The organism is Pelorhabdus sp. sgz311001, assembly GCF_055901755.1.
This window is the reverse complement of sequence record NZ_JBVXUT010000007.1, coordinates 42,020-57,850: the sequence shown is the minus strand read 5'-3', so window position 1 is coordinate 57,850 and position 15,831 is coordinate 42,020. Positions and strand designations below refer to the sequence as shown.

Annotated in this window: 16 protein-coding genes and 1 other annotated feature; of the genes, 13 read left to right on the top strand and 3 right to left on the bottom strand. The window is 44.0% G+C overall.

Annotated elements, in window-relative coordinates; genetic code table 11:
* Positions 1 to 38 precede the first annotated feature (38 nt).
* The 4 genes from AC0MXB_RS16260 to AC0MXB_RS16245 all read left to right on the top strand — a co-directional run bounded on the left by AC0MXB_RS16260 (position 39) and on the right by AC0MXB_RS16245 (position 3,072).
* A complete protein-coding gene (locus tag AC0MXB_RS16260; RefSeq protein ID WP_474040777.1) occupies positions 39 to 692 on the top strand; it encodes an amino acid ABC transporter permease in 654 nt (217 codons plus the stop codon).
* Between the two features lie 12 nt (positions 693 to 704).
* Positions 705 to 1,463, top strand: a complete 759-nt coding sequence (locus tag AC0MXB_RS16255) for an amino acid ABC transporter ATP-binding protein (protein WP_474040776.1) — start codon at positions 705 to 707, stop codon at positions 1,461 to 1,463.
* 81 nt (positions 1,464 to 1,544) lie between these two features.
* On the top strand, positions 1,545 to 2,378 hold the full coding sequence (locus AC0MXB_RS16250; RefSeq protein ID WP_474040775.1) for a MerR family transcriptional regulator: 834 nt from the start codon (positions 1,545 to 1,547) through the stop codon (positions 2,376 to 2,378).
* An 88-nt stretch (positions 2,379 to 2,466) separates the two neighbouring features.
* A complete protein-coding gene (locus tag AC0MXB_RS16245) occupies positions 2,467 to 3,072 on the top strand; it encodes a YitT family protein (RefSeq protein WP_474040774.1) in 606 nt (201 codons plus the stop codon).
* Between the two features lie 111 nt (positions 3,073 to 3,183).
* Here AC0MXB_RS16245 and AC0MXB_RS16240 read toward each other — a convergent pair whose 3' ends face one another.
* Complete coding sequence (locus AC0MXB_RS16240; RefSeq protein WP_474040773.1) at positions 3,184 to 4,332, bottom strand: YkvI family membrane protein; 1,149 nt, start codon at positions 4,330 to 4,332, stop codon at positions 3,184 to 3,186.
* A gap of 44 nt (positions 4,333 to 4,376) precedes the next feature.
* Positions 4,377 to 4,568 (bottom strand) — a binding site (T-box leader).
* 249 nt (positions 4,569 to 4,817) lie between these two features.
* Here AC0MXB_RS16240 and AC0MXB_RS16235 point away from each other — a divergent pair.
* The 4 genes from AC0MXB_RS16235 to AC0MXB_RS16220 all read left to right on the top strand — a co-directional run bounded on the left by AC0MXB_RS16235 (position 4,818) and on the right by AC0MXB_RS16220 (position 7,254).
* Positions 4,818 to 5,420 (top strand): chromate transporter, encoded by a 603-nt coding sequence (locus AC0MXB_RS16235; protein WP_474040772.1) that lies wholly within the window; start codon positions 4,818 to 4,820, stop codon positions 5,418 to 5,420.
* Between the two features lie 2 nt (positions 5,421 to 5,422).
* Positions 5,423 to 5,929 (top strand): chromate transporter, encoded by a 507-nt coding sequence (locus tag AC0MXB_RS16230; protein WP_474040771.1) that lies wholly within the window; start codon positions 5,423 to 5,425, stop codon positions 5,927 to 5,929.
* Entirely contained in the window at positions 5,926 to 6,747 is an 822-nt protein-coding gene (locus tag AC0MXB_RS16225) for an AraC family transcriptional regulator (protein ID WP_474040770.1), read from the top strand. Before AC0MXB_RS16230 ends, AC0MXB_RS16225 begins: the two co-directional genes overlap by 4 nt.
* A 96-nt stretch (positions 6,748 to 6,843) precedes the next feature.
* Positions 6,844 to 7,254: a DUF2000 domain-containing protein gene (locus AC0MXB_RS16220; protein ID WP_474040769.1), complete on the top strand. Its 411-nt coding sequence runs from the start codon at positions 6,844 to 6,846 to the stop codon at positions 7,252 to 7,254.
* A gap of 110 nt (positions 7,255 to 7,364) precedes the next feature.
* On the opposite strand, the gene gap is transcribed toward AC0MXB_RS16220, so the two are convergent.
* A complete protein-coding gene (gene gap / locus AC0MXB_RS16215; protein ID WP_474040768.1) occupies positions 7,365 to 8,417 on the bottom strand; it encodes a type I glyceraldehyde-3-phosphate dehydrogenase in 1,053 nt (350 codons plus the stop codon).
* 313 nt (positions 8,418 to 8,730) lie between these two features.
* On the opposite strand from gap, the gene AC0MXB_RS16210 reads away from it, so the two are divergent.
* The 4 genes from AC0MXB_RS16210 to murI all read left to right on the top strand — a co-directional run bounded on the left by AC0MXB_RS16210 (position 8,731) and on the right by murI (position 13,838).
* Positions 8,731 to 10,782 (top strand): PAS domain-containing protein, encoded by a 2,052-nt coding sequence (locus AC0MXB_RS16210; RefSeq protein WP_474040767.1) that lies wholly within the window; start codon positions 8,731 to 8,733, stop codon positions 10,780 to 10,782.
* Entirely contained in the window at positions 10,779 to 12,515 is a 1,737-nt protein-coding gene (locus tag AC0MXB_RS16205) for an ATP-binding protein (RefSeq protein WP_474040766.1), read from the top strand. The genes AC0MXB_RS16210 and AC0MXB_RS16205 overlap by 4 nt, the downstream gene beginning before the upstream one ends.
* A 125-nt stretch (positions 12,516 to 12,640) precedes the next feature.
* A complete protein-coding gene (locus AC0MXB_RS16200) occupies positions 12,641 to 12,913 on the top strand; it encodes a hypothetical protein (protein WP_474040765.1) in 273 nt (90 codons plus the stop codon).
* Between the two features lie 139 nt (positions 12,914 to 13,052).
* Complete coding sequence (murI, locus tag AC0MXB_RS16195; protein ID WP_474040764.1) at positions 13,053 to 13,838, top strand: glutamate racemase; 786 nt, start codon at positions 13,053 to 13,055, stop codon at positions 13,836 to 13,838.
* A gap of 102 nt (positions 13,839 to 13,940) precedes the next feature.
* On the opposite strand, the gene AC0MXB_RS16190 is transcribed toward murI, so the two are convergent.
* Positions 13,941 to 14,384: a hypothetical protein gene (locus AC0MXB_RS16190; RefSeq protein WP_474040763.1), complete on the bottom strand. Its 444-nt coding sequence runs from the start codon at positions 14,382 to 14,384 to the stop codon at positions 13,941 to 13,943.
* Positions 14,385 to 14,584: 200 nt separating this feature from the next.
* Between AC0MXB_RS16190 and iadA the strand changes: the two genes are divergently transcribed.
* Entirely contained in the window at positions 14,585 to 15,787 is a 1,203-nt protein-coding gene (gene iadA, locus AC0MXB_RS16185; RefSeq protein WP_474040762.1) for a beta-aspartyl-peptidase, read from the top strand.
* Positions 15,788 to 15,831: the final 44 nt, after the last annotated feature.

Here is a 15,831-nt window from a genome sequence, read left to right as displayed (position 1 = left end):
ATTCAAAATTCCCCGATTTTCCACAAAGGAGACGAAAAATGGAATCACTTATTGCCATGATTAAACCCATGATGGAAGGCGCCGGCCTGACACTGCAAATGTTTTTTATCACTTTAGTGCTATCAATTCCTTTGGGATTGCTGGTAGCGCTTGCCCGTATTTCAAAATATCGGCCGCTTAGCTTTCTTGTAGAAATTTATATTTGGCTCATGCGCGGTACGCCGCTCATGCTGCAGCTCCTCTTTGTCTACTATGCTTTGCCGCTGATTCCTTATGTAGGGATTCGCCTACCTGATTTTCCGGCGGCGCTTGTTGCCTTTGTTTTTAATTACGCGGCTTACTTTGCGGAAATTTTCCGCGCTGGTATTCAGTCAATTGATCGTGGGCAATACGAAGCAAGTAAGGCCCTCGGTATGAATTATGTACAAACAATGAAACGAATTGTTCTGCCCCAGATGATTCAGCGGGTATTGCCGCCGGTAAGTAATGAAACGATTACGCTGGTAAAAGATACTTCACTCATTTACATCTTAGCCATGAATGATTTACTACGCACGGCACGAGCCATTGTCCAACGCGATTTTGATATGACGCCCTTTTTTGTTGCGGCTGTGTTCTATTTAGCAATGACTTTAGTTCTTACGTGGATCTTTAAAAAATTAGAACAGCGTTACGCTGCTTATGATGAATAGAGGTGTCTTGCTATGAAAATGATTGCCATGAAGAATATTCGCAAGAGCTTTAACGGTCAGGAAGTATTGAAAGGCATCGATTTAGAAGTGAACCAAGGTGAGGTTGTCGCGATTATCGGTCCGTCTGGTTCGGGGAAAAGTACGCTACTACGTTGTTTGAATCGGTTAGAGACAATTGACGGCGGTTCTATTGAAATTGAAGGCGATATGTTAGCGACAGAGGACGCAGGCGGGCGCAGTCAATATGTGCCGGAAGAAGCGGCGCGCCGCATTTGTCACAAAATGGGAATGGTCTTTCAGCAGTTTAACTTATTCCCCCATATGACCGTCCTTGATAATTTGATTGAAGCGCCGATCACTGTGAAAAAAATGAAAAAAGAAGAGATTGTTCCCATTGCCGAGGAACTTTTGCGGAAAGTCGGCTTATTTGATAAGCGCCACAATTACCCCTCGCGCCTGTCCGGCGGGCAAAAGCAGCGAGTAGCGATTGCGCGAGCGCTAGCAATGAAGCCTGATATCATGCTGTTTGACGAGCCTACATCAGCGCTAGATCCGGAACTTACTGGCGAGGTACTAAAGGCCATGCGTCAATTGGCGGATGAACATATGACAATGCTTGTTGTGACCCATGAAATGGCCTTTGCCCGGGAAATAGCCCATCATGTCATTTTTATGGATCAAGGCCAGATTGTGGAACAGGGCAGACCCGAAGAGATTTTCAGCAATCCCCAAAAAGAACGTACTCAAGATTTTTTAAATAGCATGCTTTAATTTCGATAAGATTTCTCAGCGATTCGCGGGAAATCTTCTTTTTTAAGCTTCATCTAGTGAAAGCAGACAGGTGATCAAACGATGAAACATATGTATTCTATTGGTGAAATGGCCAAAATTCATGGTGTGCCAATTCGGACGCTTCGCTACTATGACGCGATTGATTTGTTTAAGCCAGCCTTTGTTGCAGCAGACAGCGGTTACCGGTATTATTCCATTGCGCAGTTTGAACAGCTTCACACGATTAAATATCTCAAGTTTCTCGGCTTGTCGCTTGAGGAGATTCGCCGTCATCTAGCAGGCCGGGATATTGAAAAGTTTTTAGCGCTATTAAAGGCGCGGCAAGCAGAAACCGAAAAAATGATTGCCAACCTCCAGTCGGTTCACAATCTCTTCACTAGCCGGATTAGCGAGATTGAAACAGCCCTTCACTATAAAAAGATCGCTGTACCCTTCTTGCGTAAATTGCCGCAACGCTTGATTTTACGTATGGAAGAAGAAAGTCGGTCCGCCGAGGATTGGGAATTTTCACTGAGAAAGCTGGAACAGTCGATTGGCGATCATCCGTCTTTATTTATTGGCAAAGTCGGCTTTGCTGTTGCGAAAGATAATTTTATCAAGGGCCACTATGGCGAGTATCGGTCTGTCTTTATTATCGCCGACGCCGATGATCAAGCAGCAGAACAGTCGAAGCAGGCTGACTATTTGAAAGCTGGGCTTTATGCCTGTATTGCTTTTCGCGGTCGTCGCCAAGATGCAGCAGCTTACTATGATCTTTTATTGCAATTTATCGCTACACTGCCTTACGAGATTAGCGGGGATGCCATCGAAAGAATGCTCATTGATGAATCAATTACCCATGATCCATCGCTTTATTTGACAGAAATTCAAATTCCCTTGCAAGATAAGACTTGACTCTCTAGCAACTAGATACTTTATCATAAAAATAACGTTTTTCTTGATGCATGGGAAAGAAGTACTTGAGAATGGTAAGGTGATGGATGTGCAAAAAATCATTCATATTTTTATTGGTTGTATGATTAGTACAGTGGGAATTTTACTATTGAAACATTCGCATCTTGTTACAGGCGGAGCGCCGGGCTTTGCCCTGAGTATTTCATATTTGGTGGGAATGCCCTTTTCTGTAGCGTTTATTTTGGCGAATCTGCCTTTTTACATTTTGTCTGTTTTTCGTATGGGTTGGAATTTTACGTTATCGACACTGTTGGCGGCTTGTCTGCTTTCGGTTATGACCGAAGTTGACCGTAGTCTTACTGATTTTGTTGTGCCCAATCTAGTCGGGGCGATTTTGGGCGGCGGTTTTGCTGGATTAGGGCTTTCCTATTTGTTTTGGAACGGCGCTTCTTTAGGCGGTGTCAATATTCTAGTCCTATATTTAAATCGGCGCTTTGGTTGGAATCCAGGAAAACTTACCTTTATTTGTGATTTTATGATCGTTCTGTTTGGCTGCTCGGTTATTGGAACAGAGAAGGGGCTTTATTCGCTGCTATCGATTATGGCTGTTTCTGGCGTGATAAACTATTTTAAAGAGAAAATTTCGCAGAAGAATCAGGTGGCTCATCCGGTGAAGCCTGTCGAAGGGCATTAACTTTGTTTTTGCCGCTTCATAACGTCATAAGACTATAATTTCATAAACTAAGTAAAAGCTGGCGCCGAAAGTTGGGCGCCAGCTTTTACTTAGTTTATGAAATTATTATGATTACTGCTCTTCGGTGCCTTGGTCGCGGCGCCGTTTCGCATTGTTTCGAATCTTTACTGTTCCGATCGTGAGGGCAGGAAGGAGAACAAAGATCAGGCCGATATAGCCGACAGAGCCGTAGCCTTTAATTACGATATTGGTAAGGCCAAATACAGAAATACCAGTACAGATAATGACAGTAAGCAGGGAGATGGCAAAGCGCCGAACTCGTAAATTTTCCAGTAAGCCTGTTCTGGGGAAAATCGGTTCGAAGCGGGCTACCGTAGAGAAAACAAGCGAAACGGCAGTACCTAGAAGGGCAATCAACAAAATTACGCTATAGAGAATTTTGAGCCAGGGAAGATCAAGTTGGGCGCAAACGAAGTAGACTGGCAGAGTTTGGTTGAGTACATCAGGCGTAAAGCCAAGCAGCATGATGCAGACAACGGCGAGGAAAGCACCGTTTAAAACAGTGCCAAAAACCATAAAACGGTTGCAGTCTTTCGTTGTTTTAATGCCTTGCGATACGGAAATGATCGGAAGGACTGTAAAAGACTGAAAGCCTATATAAATTAGGGCGAACCAAAGGGCATCACCAAAGTTTTGGCCAAAAGTTTCTTGCGTTGCCCAAACATGTTGAAATTGAAAGGCGCCTGCTTGCAGCCCTAAGATGCAGAGTAGCATTAACGTGATGATCAGAAAGTATGTTTTGAAGCTGAGGACTTTGATAATCAGCTTGCTGCCGAAGATTGTCAGCGCTAGCAGCACTATACCGACGCCAACAATGGCGATTTCATAGGGGATTCCTAAGGTACTCTTGAGCAGAGAACCAGACCCGGCAATTGAAGTGCTGACGCCGCAGGCAATAAGCAGTACAAAGCCGATTTCAAAGAAGGGGTAGAAATATTTTTCGTAAGGGTGAAATAAGGCTTTCCCATAGCTTTTATAATCGTAGGTCTTATAGTCTTTGGCAAGTACGAGTGCGTTGCGGTGGGCCCAGCCCAGGATCAGCATAGCTAGGATCGGCATAATTACGGCATACCAGCCATATTTTACAAAGTAATTTACTTCTTGATTTCCTGTCGCAAAACCGCCGCCGCAGTGCGTGGCGAACCAGACTGCCGCCATGGCGAAAGACGCGCCCCAGGAAGAGCTTTTATCAAATCCCATAATCTATTCCTCCTCAAAATAAAAAGCCCCTATTGGCTTATGCCAATAGGGGCGAATAATCGCGGTACCACCCTAAATTGTACTCACATCGATAACGCTGAGGGCGCTTTGGCTTACTGAATTGTTCAGCCAAAGAATTCCTGAGGGAGTTCGCCAAAAAAGCTGCACCGATTTACACCTGCCATCGGCTCTCTGAAGCGAGCATTTTTTTGCTTGATCTCAGTCCTTATTTTTTTCTATATCAAATTCAATCGTTCAACAATCTCTGCAGAAAATTGTGTAACAGTGTTAACATTTTCTCAGGCGCAAGAGTTTTTGTCAAGCTTTTTATTTTAGGAAGATTTAAAGTAGAATTGAAAGAGGAAAAACAGCAGTAGTAACAGGAAAAAGGGAACAGGAGAGCTAATAAGCTGACGTAGATGTAGATTTACATCAGTGTATTTAGTCATTTATTTAGAATTAGGAGTAGAAAAAGGAGATTCAAAATGGAGCATCCAGCAAAACCAGCTAGCCCAACGCTTCTTCAGCTTTTTTGCGTATGGGTTCAAATTGGCTTTACTTCTTTTGGCGGCGGCGCCGTTACGCAGTATTTAATTCAAGAGCACTTTATTTATAAGCATCATTGGGTTACGGAAGAGGAATATGCCATCATTGTGGCAATGTGTCAAATAACACCGGGGATGAATATTATTGCTTATACTATTTTGATTGGCAAGAAACTAGGTGGCAGATTCGGAATCGCGCTTTCTCTATTGGGGCTTATTTTACCAAGTGCAGCTATTACGGTTCTGCTTTCAGCGGTCTACCTGGGAATGAGCGAGTATCCGCGCGTACAGGCCATGTTACGAACCGTTTTTGCCGCTATTTTCGGAATTGCCTTAGCGACAAATTGGCGTAATGTAAAACCCATTTTGCGGAAAAATTATCGGACAAGCCAGAGCCGTCTGATTCTTTCTGGCATGATTTTAAGCGGCAGTGCTATCGCCTATTATGTTTGGCAGCCGCCTGTCTTTGTTTTATATCTTACGGGAGCGCTGGCAGCTTCTTTGGTATATTCCCATGTTGGGACGAAGGGAGCGGAAAAATAACTATGGACTGGCTCCTATTCTTTGTTGTGATCGTAAAAGCTGTGTTGTTTTCTACGGGCGGTTTTGGGCCGCTGCCTAGTTTACATACTGATTTTATTGCCAATGGTTGGGCTACAGAGAAGCAATTTACCGAAGCTCTGGCGATTGGGCAGGTAACGCCAGGACCGAACGGTTTATGGGTTGTCAGTCTTGCCTACTTAGTAGCTGGCGTGCCGGGAGCGGTACTTGCTGCGATCGCTTTACTACTGCCGCCGCTACTCATTCTCATTGTGCAACGTTGCTATACTCGGATTGCTGGCAAGAGTGCCACTGAGGGCTTTCTCGATGGGGTTGTTCTCGTGATCGTTAGTTTTAATATTGTTGTTTTAACAGATCTTTTTTTTCACAATCAAGTGGGTACCTTAATGATTTCTGTTGCTTTAATCAGCTTGTATTTAGCGATTACCAGAAAAGTATCGGCAAATCTTATCTTACTAGTGGCGGCTGTAATTGGGGGGATGACCGGATGAAAGGTAAAATGGCAAAACGTCAGCCTGTTACGTTATATCGCGATGAACATGTGCCCTTTTTTACGCTCAAACATTGTAGTACTAGCGCTTTCTCTTACCGAAAACATACCCATGAAGACTATTCGCTTGGCTTGATTCGCCGTGGAACCAGTCGCTTTTGGTATGAAGGCCGTACCGAAACGGTGACGCCTCGCAGCATGGTTTTTTTGCCGCCAGAGTTGCTTCACGCCTGTAATCCACTGAAGTGTGAGGGCTGGGAATATGAAATGTTGTTTCTTTCTGCCGCTTGGATTCGTGCGTTTCAAGCCAGCCGTGGTGGCGGCTCTCTGCAGCAGCCGCGAGTGAATGCAGTACTTTCTTTACCCGTGATTGGACGCATTTTTGCTGAAATACATAGCTTGCAAAGCGTCTCTACACCGCTGGAAAAAGAAAGCTCTTTAATTTTCCTGTTGGAATTGGTTTTGGCTGGAGATGAGAAACGGGTCGAAACACCAGATGAATCGGCGAAAGTAGGGATTATCCGTGAGTACTTACAAGAGTACTTTTCGGAAAAGGTTACGTTAGACGAACTTTCCGCTGCTTCGGGCATTAATAAATTTTTCTTAATCCGTTTGTTTAAACAGCAGTTTAAACTTCCGCCCCATGCCTATCAAACCTTGCTGCGAATTAATTTTGCCCAGAAGGAATTGGCGAGAGGGGAATCTTTGCCTGAAACAGCGCTACGCGCGGGTTTTTATGATCAGAGTCATTTTACTAAAACTTTTAAAAGCTATACAGGACTTACGCCAGAACAGTATCAGCATTTTTCGCTTTCCTAAGTATAACTAGCTTTCAAGGTCAATTTTTTACAATACAGCTTATCCCTTCTTTGCTATGCTAAGACAGAACAAAGTTTTAGGAAGGTGGGTATTCGGTTGAAAGTAGCTATGGTCATTTCACGGGAAATTCCGTTAGGTTTAATCGCCAATACGGCGGCGGTGTTGGGAATGAGTTTAAGTCAATTGTGTAAGGAGACGATTATTGGCCCTGATATAACCGATGGCAGCGGACAGATTCATCGTGGCATTACGTCGCAGGCGATTCCTGTTTTAAGTGCGGCGCGCGAACAGCTTAAAGCGTTGCGCGATAAGATTTATGATAGCGCTTATAGTGATGTTACGGTTATTGATTTCAGCGAAGTTGCGCAAAAATGTTTAGATTATGATCACTATACAAAACTTTTGGCAGCGCAGGCCAGTTCTGATTTATATTATCTTGGCGTCTGCGTCTATGGACCTACGAAAAAGATTAATAAATTGACTGGTTCGCTCAGTTTATTACGCTAGACTATAAAAAAACAAGACTGTCACCTCACTTGCGAAAGCGCTTAGAGCGTCTTCACGTTAGGAGGAAACAGTCTTGTTTTTTTATCTATCTATAGCTTCTAGTCCGCCACTTATACGGCGGCTTTTTCTCTTACTGTTGCTATGACTTCGTCACTCGCGCTTAAGCTATTTCCTACATAAGCAGCTAGATCGACGACACGGCAGGAATAGCCCCATTCATTGTCATACCAGGCTAAAACCTTTACTGTACGGTTATTAATTGCTAACGTGGATAAACCATCTACAATGGAGGAATGACTGTCGCCTAAATAGTCAATGGAAACAAGCGGCTTTTCCGAGTAGGCAAGAACGTGCGCCATAGGACCGGCGGCGGCTTCTTGCAACGCTGCGTTTACTGCTTCTACGGTAACATCTTGGTTTAGCTCAACGACAAGATCAACGAGGGAAACATTGGGAACAGGCACGCGTAAGGAGACACCGTTCAGTTTTCCCTTAAGTTCAGGAATAACAAGGCCAATTGCTTTGGCGGCGCCAGTCGAGGTAGGAACGATAGATTGCGTACAACCTCTCGAACGACGCGGATCTTTATGGCTGTTGTCGAGACTTCTTTGATCCGTAGTGAAGGCATGGACTGTAGACATTAAACCACTGACAATGCCGAATTTTTCCTGGAGAACTTTTACAACCGGAGCAAGACAATTCGTCGTGCAGGATGCATTCGATACGACATGATGCTTCGCTGGATTATAGATATTTTCATTTACGCCTAATACGATTGTCGGAATGTTGTCTTTGGCGGGAGCTGTAATAATGACTTTTTTAGCGCCATTTTTAAGGTGAACTTCGCAGTCTTTGCCAGAGTTGAATTTGCCTGTCGCTTCCAGAACGACGTCGACGCCCAGTTTACCCCATGGGAGATTGGCTGGATTGCGGTCGGAAATAATTTTGATGAAATGTCCGTTCACGATCAAGCCATCTTCCGTCGCTTCGATTTTTTTATTTAACCGTCCGTGCACAGAATCATACTCGAGTAAGTGCGCTGACGCATCGGGGGTTGATGTACTATTGATTGCCACGACTTCTATATTTTCATTTTCTAAGGCGGCTCTTAAACACATTCTGCCAATACGGCCAAATCCGTTAATACCTATTTTTGTTACCATCGATGATCCCCTCTTTAACAAATAATATATGCTATTCACGCTAGCATTTTTAATAGAATACATTTAAGCCTAATTAGTATACCATATTTATTCGTTCTCTGGAATATAGTATACAAGATATTTTGCTGGCTTTTTTTAGGAGGAGGCACTTTTAGCGTAGTTTTCAAAAAAAGTAAAAATTTCAATCTTATTGGAAAAAGGGCAGGATTTTTTAGCTTTTATGGGAATGTTAACTAAGATAGGTTTTATGGTTACGGTAAAGAGATTTTATAAAAATGGCTGGCTGGCTTTTGGCGATGAAGGAGCGAAACACATGCTAAAGAGTAAAAGCGGGCGAAAGAAAGGACCTCAAAAAAGTGTATCGGTTGATATGCTTGCCATTCGTTGTCTCCATGATATTAGCGTGAGGTTTATTAACAAAGAGAATATCAACGAGATTTATGAATGCATTCTAGATGCAGCTATGGTCATAACCGGAGGCGATAAGGCGGTTTTGCGGCTGCTTAATCCACAGACGCAGCGACTTGAAATTTTGGCGCAATATGGCTTTTCGAAAGAATTTACAAAAACATTCTATGATGTGGAAATTGGTAAAATTTTATCAGGTTCAGCCATTAAGCAAGGGAAACGACTGATTATTAGTGATTTTAGAAAAAGCCGATTTGTAAACGATACGCCGGGATTGCTACAGCTTGTTTTGGCAGAAGGAATACAAGCTGGACAAGCCACGCCCTTAGTAAGTCGGTCGGGACGGATTATTGGTATTTTATCTACTTTTCATCAGGAGATTTATCATCCTGATGAGGTTACATTTTACTTTTTTGACTTACTTGTAAGCCAAGTTGCCGATATTATGGAACGAGTGCAAGTCGAGCAGGAACTTAAACATGCCGAAGAAGATATGGCTTTTATTGCCAGCGAAGTGGTGCAGCGCGAGAATTTGCTCCATTCAGTACGGGAATTTATTATTGTTAAGGATATTGACAGTCGTATTTTGTTTTGGAACGGTGGCGCGGAGCGCGGCTACGGCTGGACCTTTGAAGAAGTTCGTCATAAGAAGCTTCATGAGGTGCTTTTGACAAAATCGACGGAAAATTATTGCGAAATTCAGGCGTTTCTTTATGAACATGGCTATTGGCATGGGGATTTAGTGCATCAAAAGCGCGATGGGGCGAAAATGATTGTTGAGAGTTATTGGACACTGAATTATGATGAGCTAGGCAGACCAGCAACAATTATTGAAATTAATCATGATGTGACGGAATTGCGTCAGTTGCAGCGGTCACAGGAGATTGCGAAAGAGCGGCAATTTCGTTCCGTCTTTGACTCCATGTTTCAGCTTACCGGTGTATTGACTCCCGAGGGAGTCTTGGTTGACTGCAATAAAACAGCCCTTGACTATATGGCTTGTGATTACGAACAGGCATTAAAGCGCAAGTTTTGGGAAATTCCTTGTTGGCAGGGTGTTGCGGGGGTAAAGGAGCAGCTTCACGAATCGATTATGAAAGCAGGGCAAGGTGTTTTTGTTCGTTTTGAGACCAAGGTAAAGAATCAGCAAGGGGGAATTTCCTATATGGATTTTTCCTTAAAACCTGTTTTTGATGAAGCGGGACGCGTGCTGTTTCTTATTTCTGAAGGTCGTGATATTACGACGCAGAAAAATTATGAACAGGAAATGAGTCGGATCAGTCTCATGAACCTTGTCGGTGAAATGGCTGTGGCCATCGGCCACGAGGTACGTAATCCCTTAACAACCGTACGCGGTTATTTACAGCATTTTAGCCGCAAACACGATTGTGCTATGATGAAGGAACAGTTTTCGGTGATGATTCAGGAGTTGGATCGAGCAAATAATATTATTAGTGATTTTCTGTTTTTGGCGCAAAATCGGTCGGTAGAACTGACCAAATGTTCGTTAAATCAAATTATTGAAAGTCTGCAGCCCTTAATGCAGGCCGCTACCTTGGAAAAGGGAACTAAGCTGCAGATTGAGCTGGAGCCTGTGCCCGAACTGCTGCTTGATCAGAAAGATATTCGTCAACTTTTGTTCAACTTATTGAGTAATAGCTTTGAAGCCGTCGCCGAAGGCGGCGGGACTGTCACTGTAAAAACGTATCAGGAGGAAGAGCAAGTTATTTTAGCTGTGCTTGATACAGGTAAGGGAATGGCCCAGTCGATTATTGATAAACTGGGGATGCCCTTTGTGACGACCAAAGCGCATGGTGTTGGGCTCGGCCTTCCGGTTTGTTTTCGTATTGCTGAACGGCACGGAGCGAAGTTTATTGTTGATACAGGGGAGTGGGGGACTGCTGTGCTGGTTAAATTTCCTTGGGAAAAGCCAGAAGGCAGGTGCGTTCCTTGTTGAAATACAGATTCAAATATAGACAGAATTTTTTCCACTGGAGTCACAAGACTCGAATTTGGTTATGGGTGCTTGTAATTGGTCTTTCTTATGGCGCTTTTGCCAGTGCTGATTTTCTCTTTGACCGTGATTTAAAAGCGCGGTACGAAATGGTGTACTCACAAAATAAGAATATTGCTCATTCTCTGGCTACTACGGTGAACAGGACCTTTGATGAAGCGGACAGTACCTTACTCTTTATGAAGGCAGCGATTGAAGAATCTGGCAGGCTTACGCCGTCGCAGGAAGATCTTTTGAAAATGATGCGGCAAAAAGGGGTTTTCGATCAGATTGCCATAGCTGACCGGGATGGAAACTTGATTTTTAGCGCGGTGCCCTTGCAGCGGCCTATTAATATTGCCAACCGAGAGCACTTTCTTGTCCATAAACAGGGACAGAGCGGCGGGGTTTTTCTAGCATCACCGCGTTTGACGGAAGTGAGTCAAAACTCAGTCATTTTCCTTAGCCGACGCCTCAATGATGCGACAGGAAAGTTTAATGGCATTGTGAGTATTGGAATTGATCAGAATTATTTTCGGCAGATTTTTTACAAAATGGACCTTGGCCCCAATAATTCTATTGTCTTATTGCGTAGTGATGGCACTTATCTTACGCGTGTTCCAGAAATCCAGAATTTCGATCATGCGAATTTTTTTAAGCATCATCCAGTGCTTGCAGCGATAAAAGACGGTGAAAAAAGCGGCAATTATAAAGCCGTGGATTTTCAAGGGGTGAATCGAGTCGGAGCTTTTTCCGCCTTAGCCGATTACCCGGCATTTCTCCTTGTATCAATTGAGGAATCCATGATTTTAAACGGTATAAAAGAAAAACAAAACTTATACCGTACTTGGGCGGGGTCCTTTTTTTCGTTACTGATCGTTGCTGGACTTTTAGTAGAACTATTGCGTTATCGTCAGAACAAAGCCGAGCACGCTTTATCGATCGAACATGAAAAAGTGCGACATTGTTTATCCCAAATGGAACAGCAAAAAGTAGAAATGGAAATGGCCCGCTTGGATCGATTAAGTTTGATCGGGGAAATGGCGGCAAGTATTGGTCATGAAGTACGCAATCCCTTAACAACGGTGCGAGGGTATTTGCAATTATTTCAGCATAAGTCTGAATATACGAAGCAAAGAGAACAGCTTGGCTTGATGATTGAAGAACTTGATCGAGCCAATGGGATTATTACGGAATTTCTGTCACTTGCTAAAAATAAGCGCCTTGATTTTGTACGAATGCCCCTACAGGAGATCATTAGGACCCTTTTGCCGCTCCTGCAAGCTGATGCTCTTCGTCAGGGAAAAGTGATCTCGCTTGAATTAGACGAAGCGACACCGCTGTTACTTGATAAAAATGAAATTCGCCAACTCATTTTAAATTTTGTCCGCAATAGTCTCGAAGCCATGGAGTCTGGCGGAATTGTAACGATTCGGTTGAAGCAAGCAGCAGATGAGGTACTCCTTATCGTTGCTGACCAAGGCAAGGGGATTGATCCGGCTGTACTGAAAAAGCTTGGGACACCTTTTGTAACAACAAAAGAGACTGGTACGGGTCTTGGCCTTGTGGTCTGCTATCGGATTGCAGAACATCATCAGGCTAAAATTGAAGTACAGACAAATCGGAAGGGAACGATCTTTACCGTACGTTTTCCTAGCGGCGATGCGGATCAGTCGACAGTTGCTACAGCTCTTTAACGAGGATCGTTTTAACGATAATTTTGAATATATTGTATACTTGCGCTAGGAAGGGGCTTTTTTAGCAGGAAAACTGTTCACTTTGCCGAAAAAATTTTAAAAATGGCAAAAGGGAGATGGGGATCTTGCTAAACGAATTAAGCACGGCTATCTTACTAGAGGTGTACAAAGCTGATCAAAATCCCGAGCAGTTATTAGCTGATGTCGACGCCTTTGATTTTAGCCGCGATGCAAAAAGCTACGCTTTGGAAGTAGATCATTTAAAACGCGAGTGCCTCATCAAAGGGGCTTTAGTACAGGATGGTCCTTACGGTCTAGGACCTGTGTGGGCCAATATTAGCCTAGCTCATGTTACTGAACGAGGCGTTGATACATTGAAGGAATTAATGCTGATTTGAGAAATTATTTCATCTTATAAAAGAAAGTAAATTTCCCTTGACGTAACGTCTAAGGGGAATTTTTTTGTCTTGGCAGGGGGAAAAGATAGGTGTATGATAAAAATCATGATTGACCATCGAGAAAAGGTAGGGACAGAATATGAAAATCGGTGTATTTGATTCTGGTATTGGCGGATTGACCGTATTATATCGGGCATTAAACTTGCTGCCTAAGGAAGATTATGTGTATTTTGCTGATACGCTTCACGTACCCTATGGCGAAAAGTCAACAGAGGAAGTGCGTGAGCTTGTTTTTTCCGCCATAGATTTTATTGCCAAGCGGGGCGTTAAGGCCATTGTACTTGCCTGCAATTCAGCGACAAGCGCTGCGGCGAAAGAACTGCGTGAACGGTATGATTTTCCTATTATCGGGATTGAACCGGCGGTAAAGCCAGCTATTTTGCAGAGTGTACCTTGCAGCAAGCGAGTTATGGTTTTTGCGACGGCTTTGACGCTACGCGAAGAAAAATATCATCATTTAGTAGAAAATCTTGATGAATGTCACATGGTAGACGGACTGCCAATGCCTGGGTTAGTTGAGTTTGCCGAACGCTTTGAGTTTCGCCCGGAAGTGGTGGCGCCCTATGTGAGAGAGCAGCTAGCTCCCTATGATCTAAGTCAGTATGGCGCGCTGGTGCTTGGCTGTACCCATTTTCCCTTGTTTCGTGATATCATTGCAAGCGTTCTGCCGCCTGACGTGGCCATTTTAGATGGGGGGATCGGGACTGCGGAAAATTTGGCTCGCACACTTCAGGCCACGGGAAAAGTTGGCGACGGCAGCGGCAAGATTGAATATTATCATTCTAAAGTAAAGGTAGAAGAGGCTGACGTTTTAACACGATATGATCAACTTTTGAAACGATTAAAGGCGATGGAAGCCGAATAAAGAGGGCTATTTTCGATCAGGAAAAAATTACATAGAGTAACTTATAAATGAAACAGCGGCTACAGGATTTCCCTGCAGCCGCTGTTTCATTTATAGAAGGGTTTAATCGATTTCGTGGCGGTGATATTCCCAACCATGATGGTTATGATAGTGATAGCTGCCTGTGGTCCAGACGCGATAGTCGTCAATGCGGTGAGGTTCTACACCTTCAATAACAAAGCGGAAGGGATGACTTTCACCAGGACGGATAAAGACGTTAATATTGTCATAGCGGACAGACATATGCTGACGCCATTCGCCACGATGTTTCAGTTTTACTTTGACATAGAATTCATTGATATTATCGATAATTTCTCTGTCCGTATTATTTTGAAAATAGCCTTCGACAACTAAGCGATCACCGCGAAAATGGACGTTCGTAGTTTCCCAACTTAAGCCCTCGCCGTGGCCTTCTCGTCCTTCATGGGCAAGAGCTGGAATCGCGAAAAGGATAAGTGATAGACAGAGCAACACAGAGAGAAAAATTCTTTTGGGCAAGTAGTTCATATTAGCACCTCTGCTTTCTTGTAGATTTAACTCTATTATACTTAACTCTATTATACTGTTTCCCAGGATAGGTGGCAATTTGTCTCCCCGTTCGTTCTGGCGTGCGAGCCAGGTTTACTCTGCATTACAAGATTTAATGTGATCGATAAAAAACTCAATTTGGCGCATGCTAAGAAAAAACGGTAAGGGAGTGCATCACTTTGCCAGAGGAAACTTTCTTTTTCACGTTACTGCAAGGCGCTCGGATTTTTTCACCCCAAGAGCTAGGCAGGCAAGATTTGTTGCTCGCTGGGGAAAAAGTGGCGGCAATTGGACAAAATCTTAACTTTTTACCAGAAAAGTATTGTCGGCGAATTGATGCAACAGGCAAGTGGCTGGTTCCCGGATTAATTGATGGTCATATTCATTTGATTGGCGGTGGCGGCGAAGGCGGATATCACACGCGGACGCCGGAAGTTGTTCTCTCTGATCTTACACGAGCTGGCATTACGACGGTCGTAGGTTGTCTTGGCACAGATGGAACGATGCGTCATATGAGTTCGCTGTTAGCTAAGGTTCGAGCCTTAGAAATAGAGGGCTTATCGGCATATCTGTATACTGGCGCCTATGAAGTGCCGGGACCGACGCTTACTGGCTCGGTGCGCTCTGACTTACTCTTTATCGATAAGGTTCTTGGTGCTGGCGAAGTAGCTATTTCCGATCATCGGTCTTCACAGCCAACCGTAACGGAGCTTTTGAAATTAGCGGCAGAAGCAAGAAATGGCGGCCTGCTTAGCGGCAAGGCAGGAATTGTTCATTGCCATATTGGCGATGGCCATGAAGCGCTCAAGCCACTTTTTGCGATCATTAAAGGCGGCGAAATTCCAATTACGCAACTGGTGCCCACTCATGTGAATCGTAATCCCTACTTATTGCAGGAAGCTTTTCGTTGGGGCCGACTTGGCGGGGTAATTGACATGACTTCAGGCGTATATCCGTCGGAAGGCTGTTGGGAAGCACTACGGGCGAGCCAGGCGATCATGCGAGCGCTTGCTGCAAAAGTCCCCTTAGACAGAATTACCATGAGTTCTGACGGAAATGGCAGTTTGCCCGTTTTTGATGAAGCAGGCGCTCCCATCAGCTTGGCAGTGGCAACACCGCAAACTCTGTGGGAAGAGATCCGTGATTTATGGCAGAACGAAGGACTTCCGTTAGCAATGGCCTTAGCGGTGGCGACAAGCAATATAGCAAAAGTTTTAAAACTGTGGCCGCAAAAAGGGGAAATTCAAGTGGGTTCTGACGCTGATTTTTTAGTCGTTACGCCTGACTTAACCATTGAACAAGTATGGGCGCGCGGTCAGCAAATGATTGCGCAGGGAGAAATTTTACAAAGGGGAACCTTTGAAAAAACAGAGGGTAAGTAGGCCTGCTTTTTCAAAGCAGGCAATTCAAAGAATAAAAAACAAAA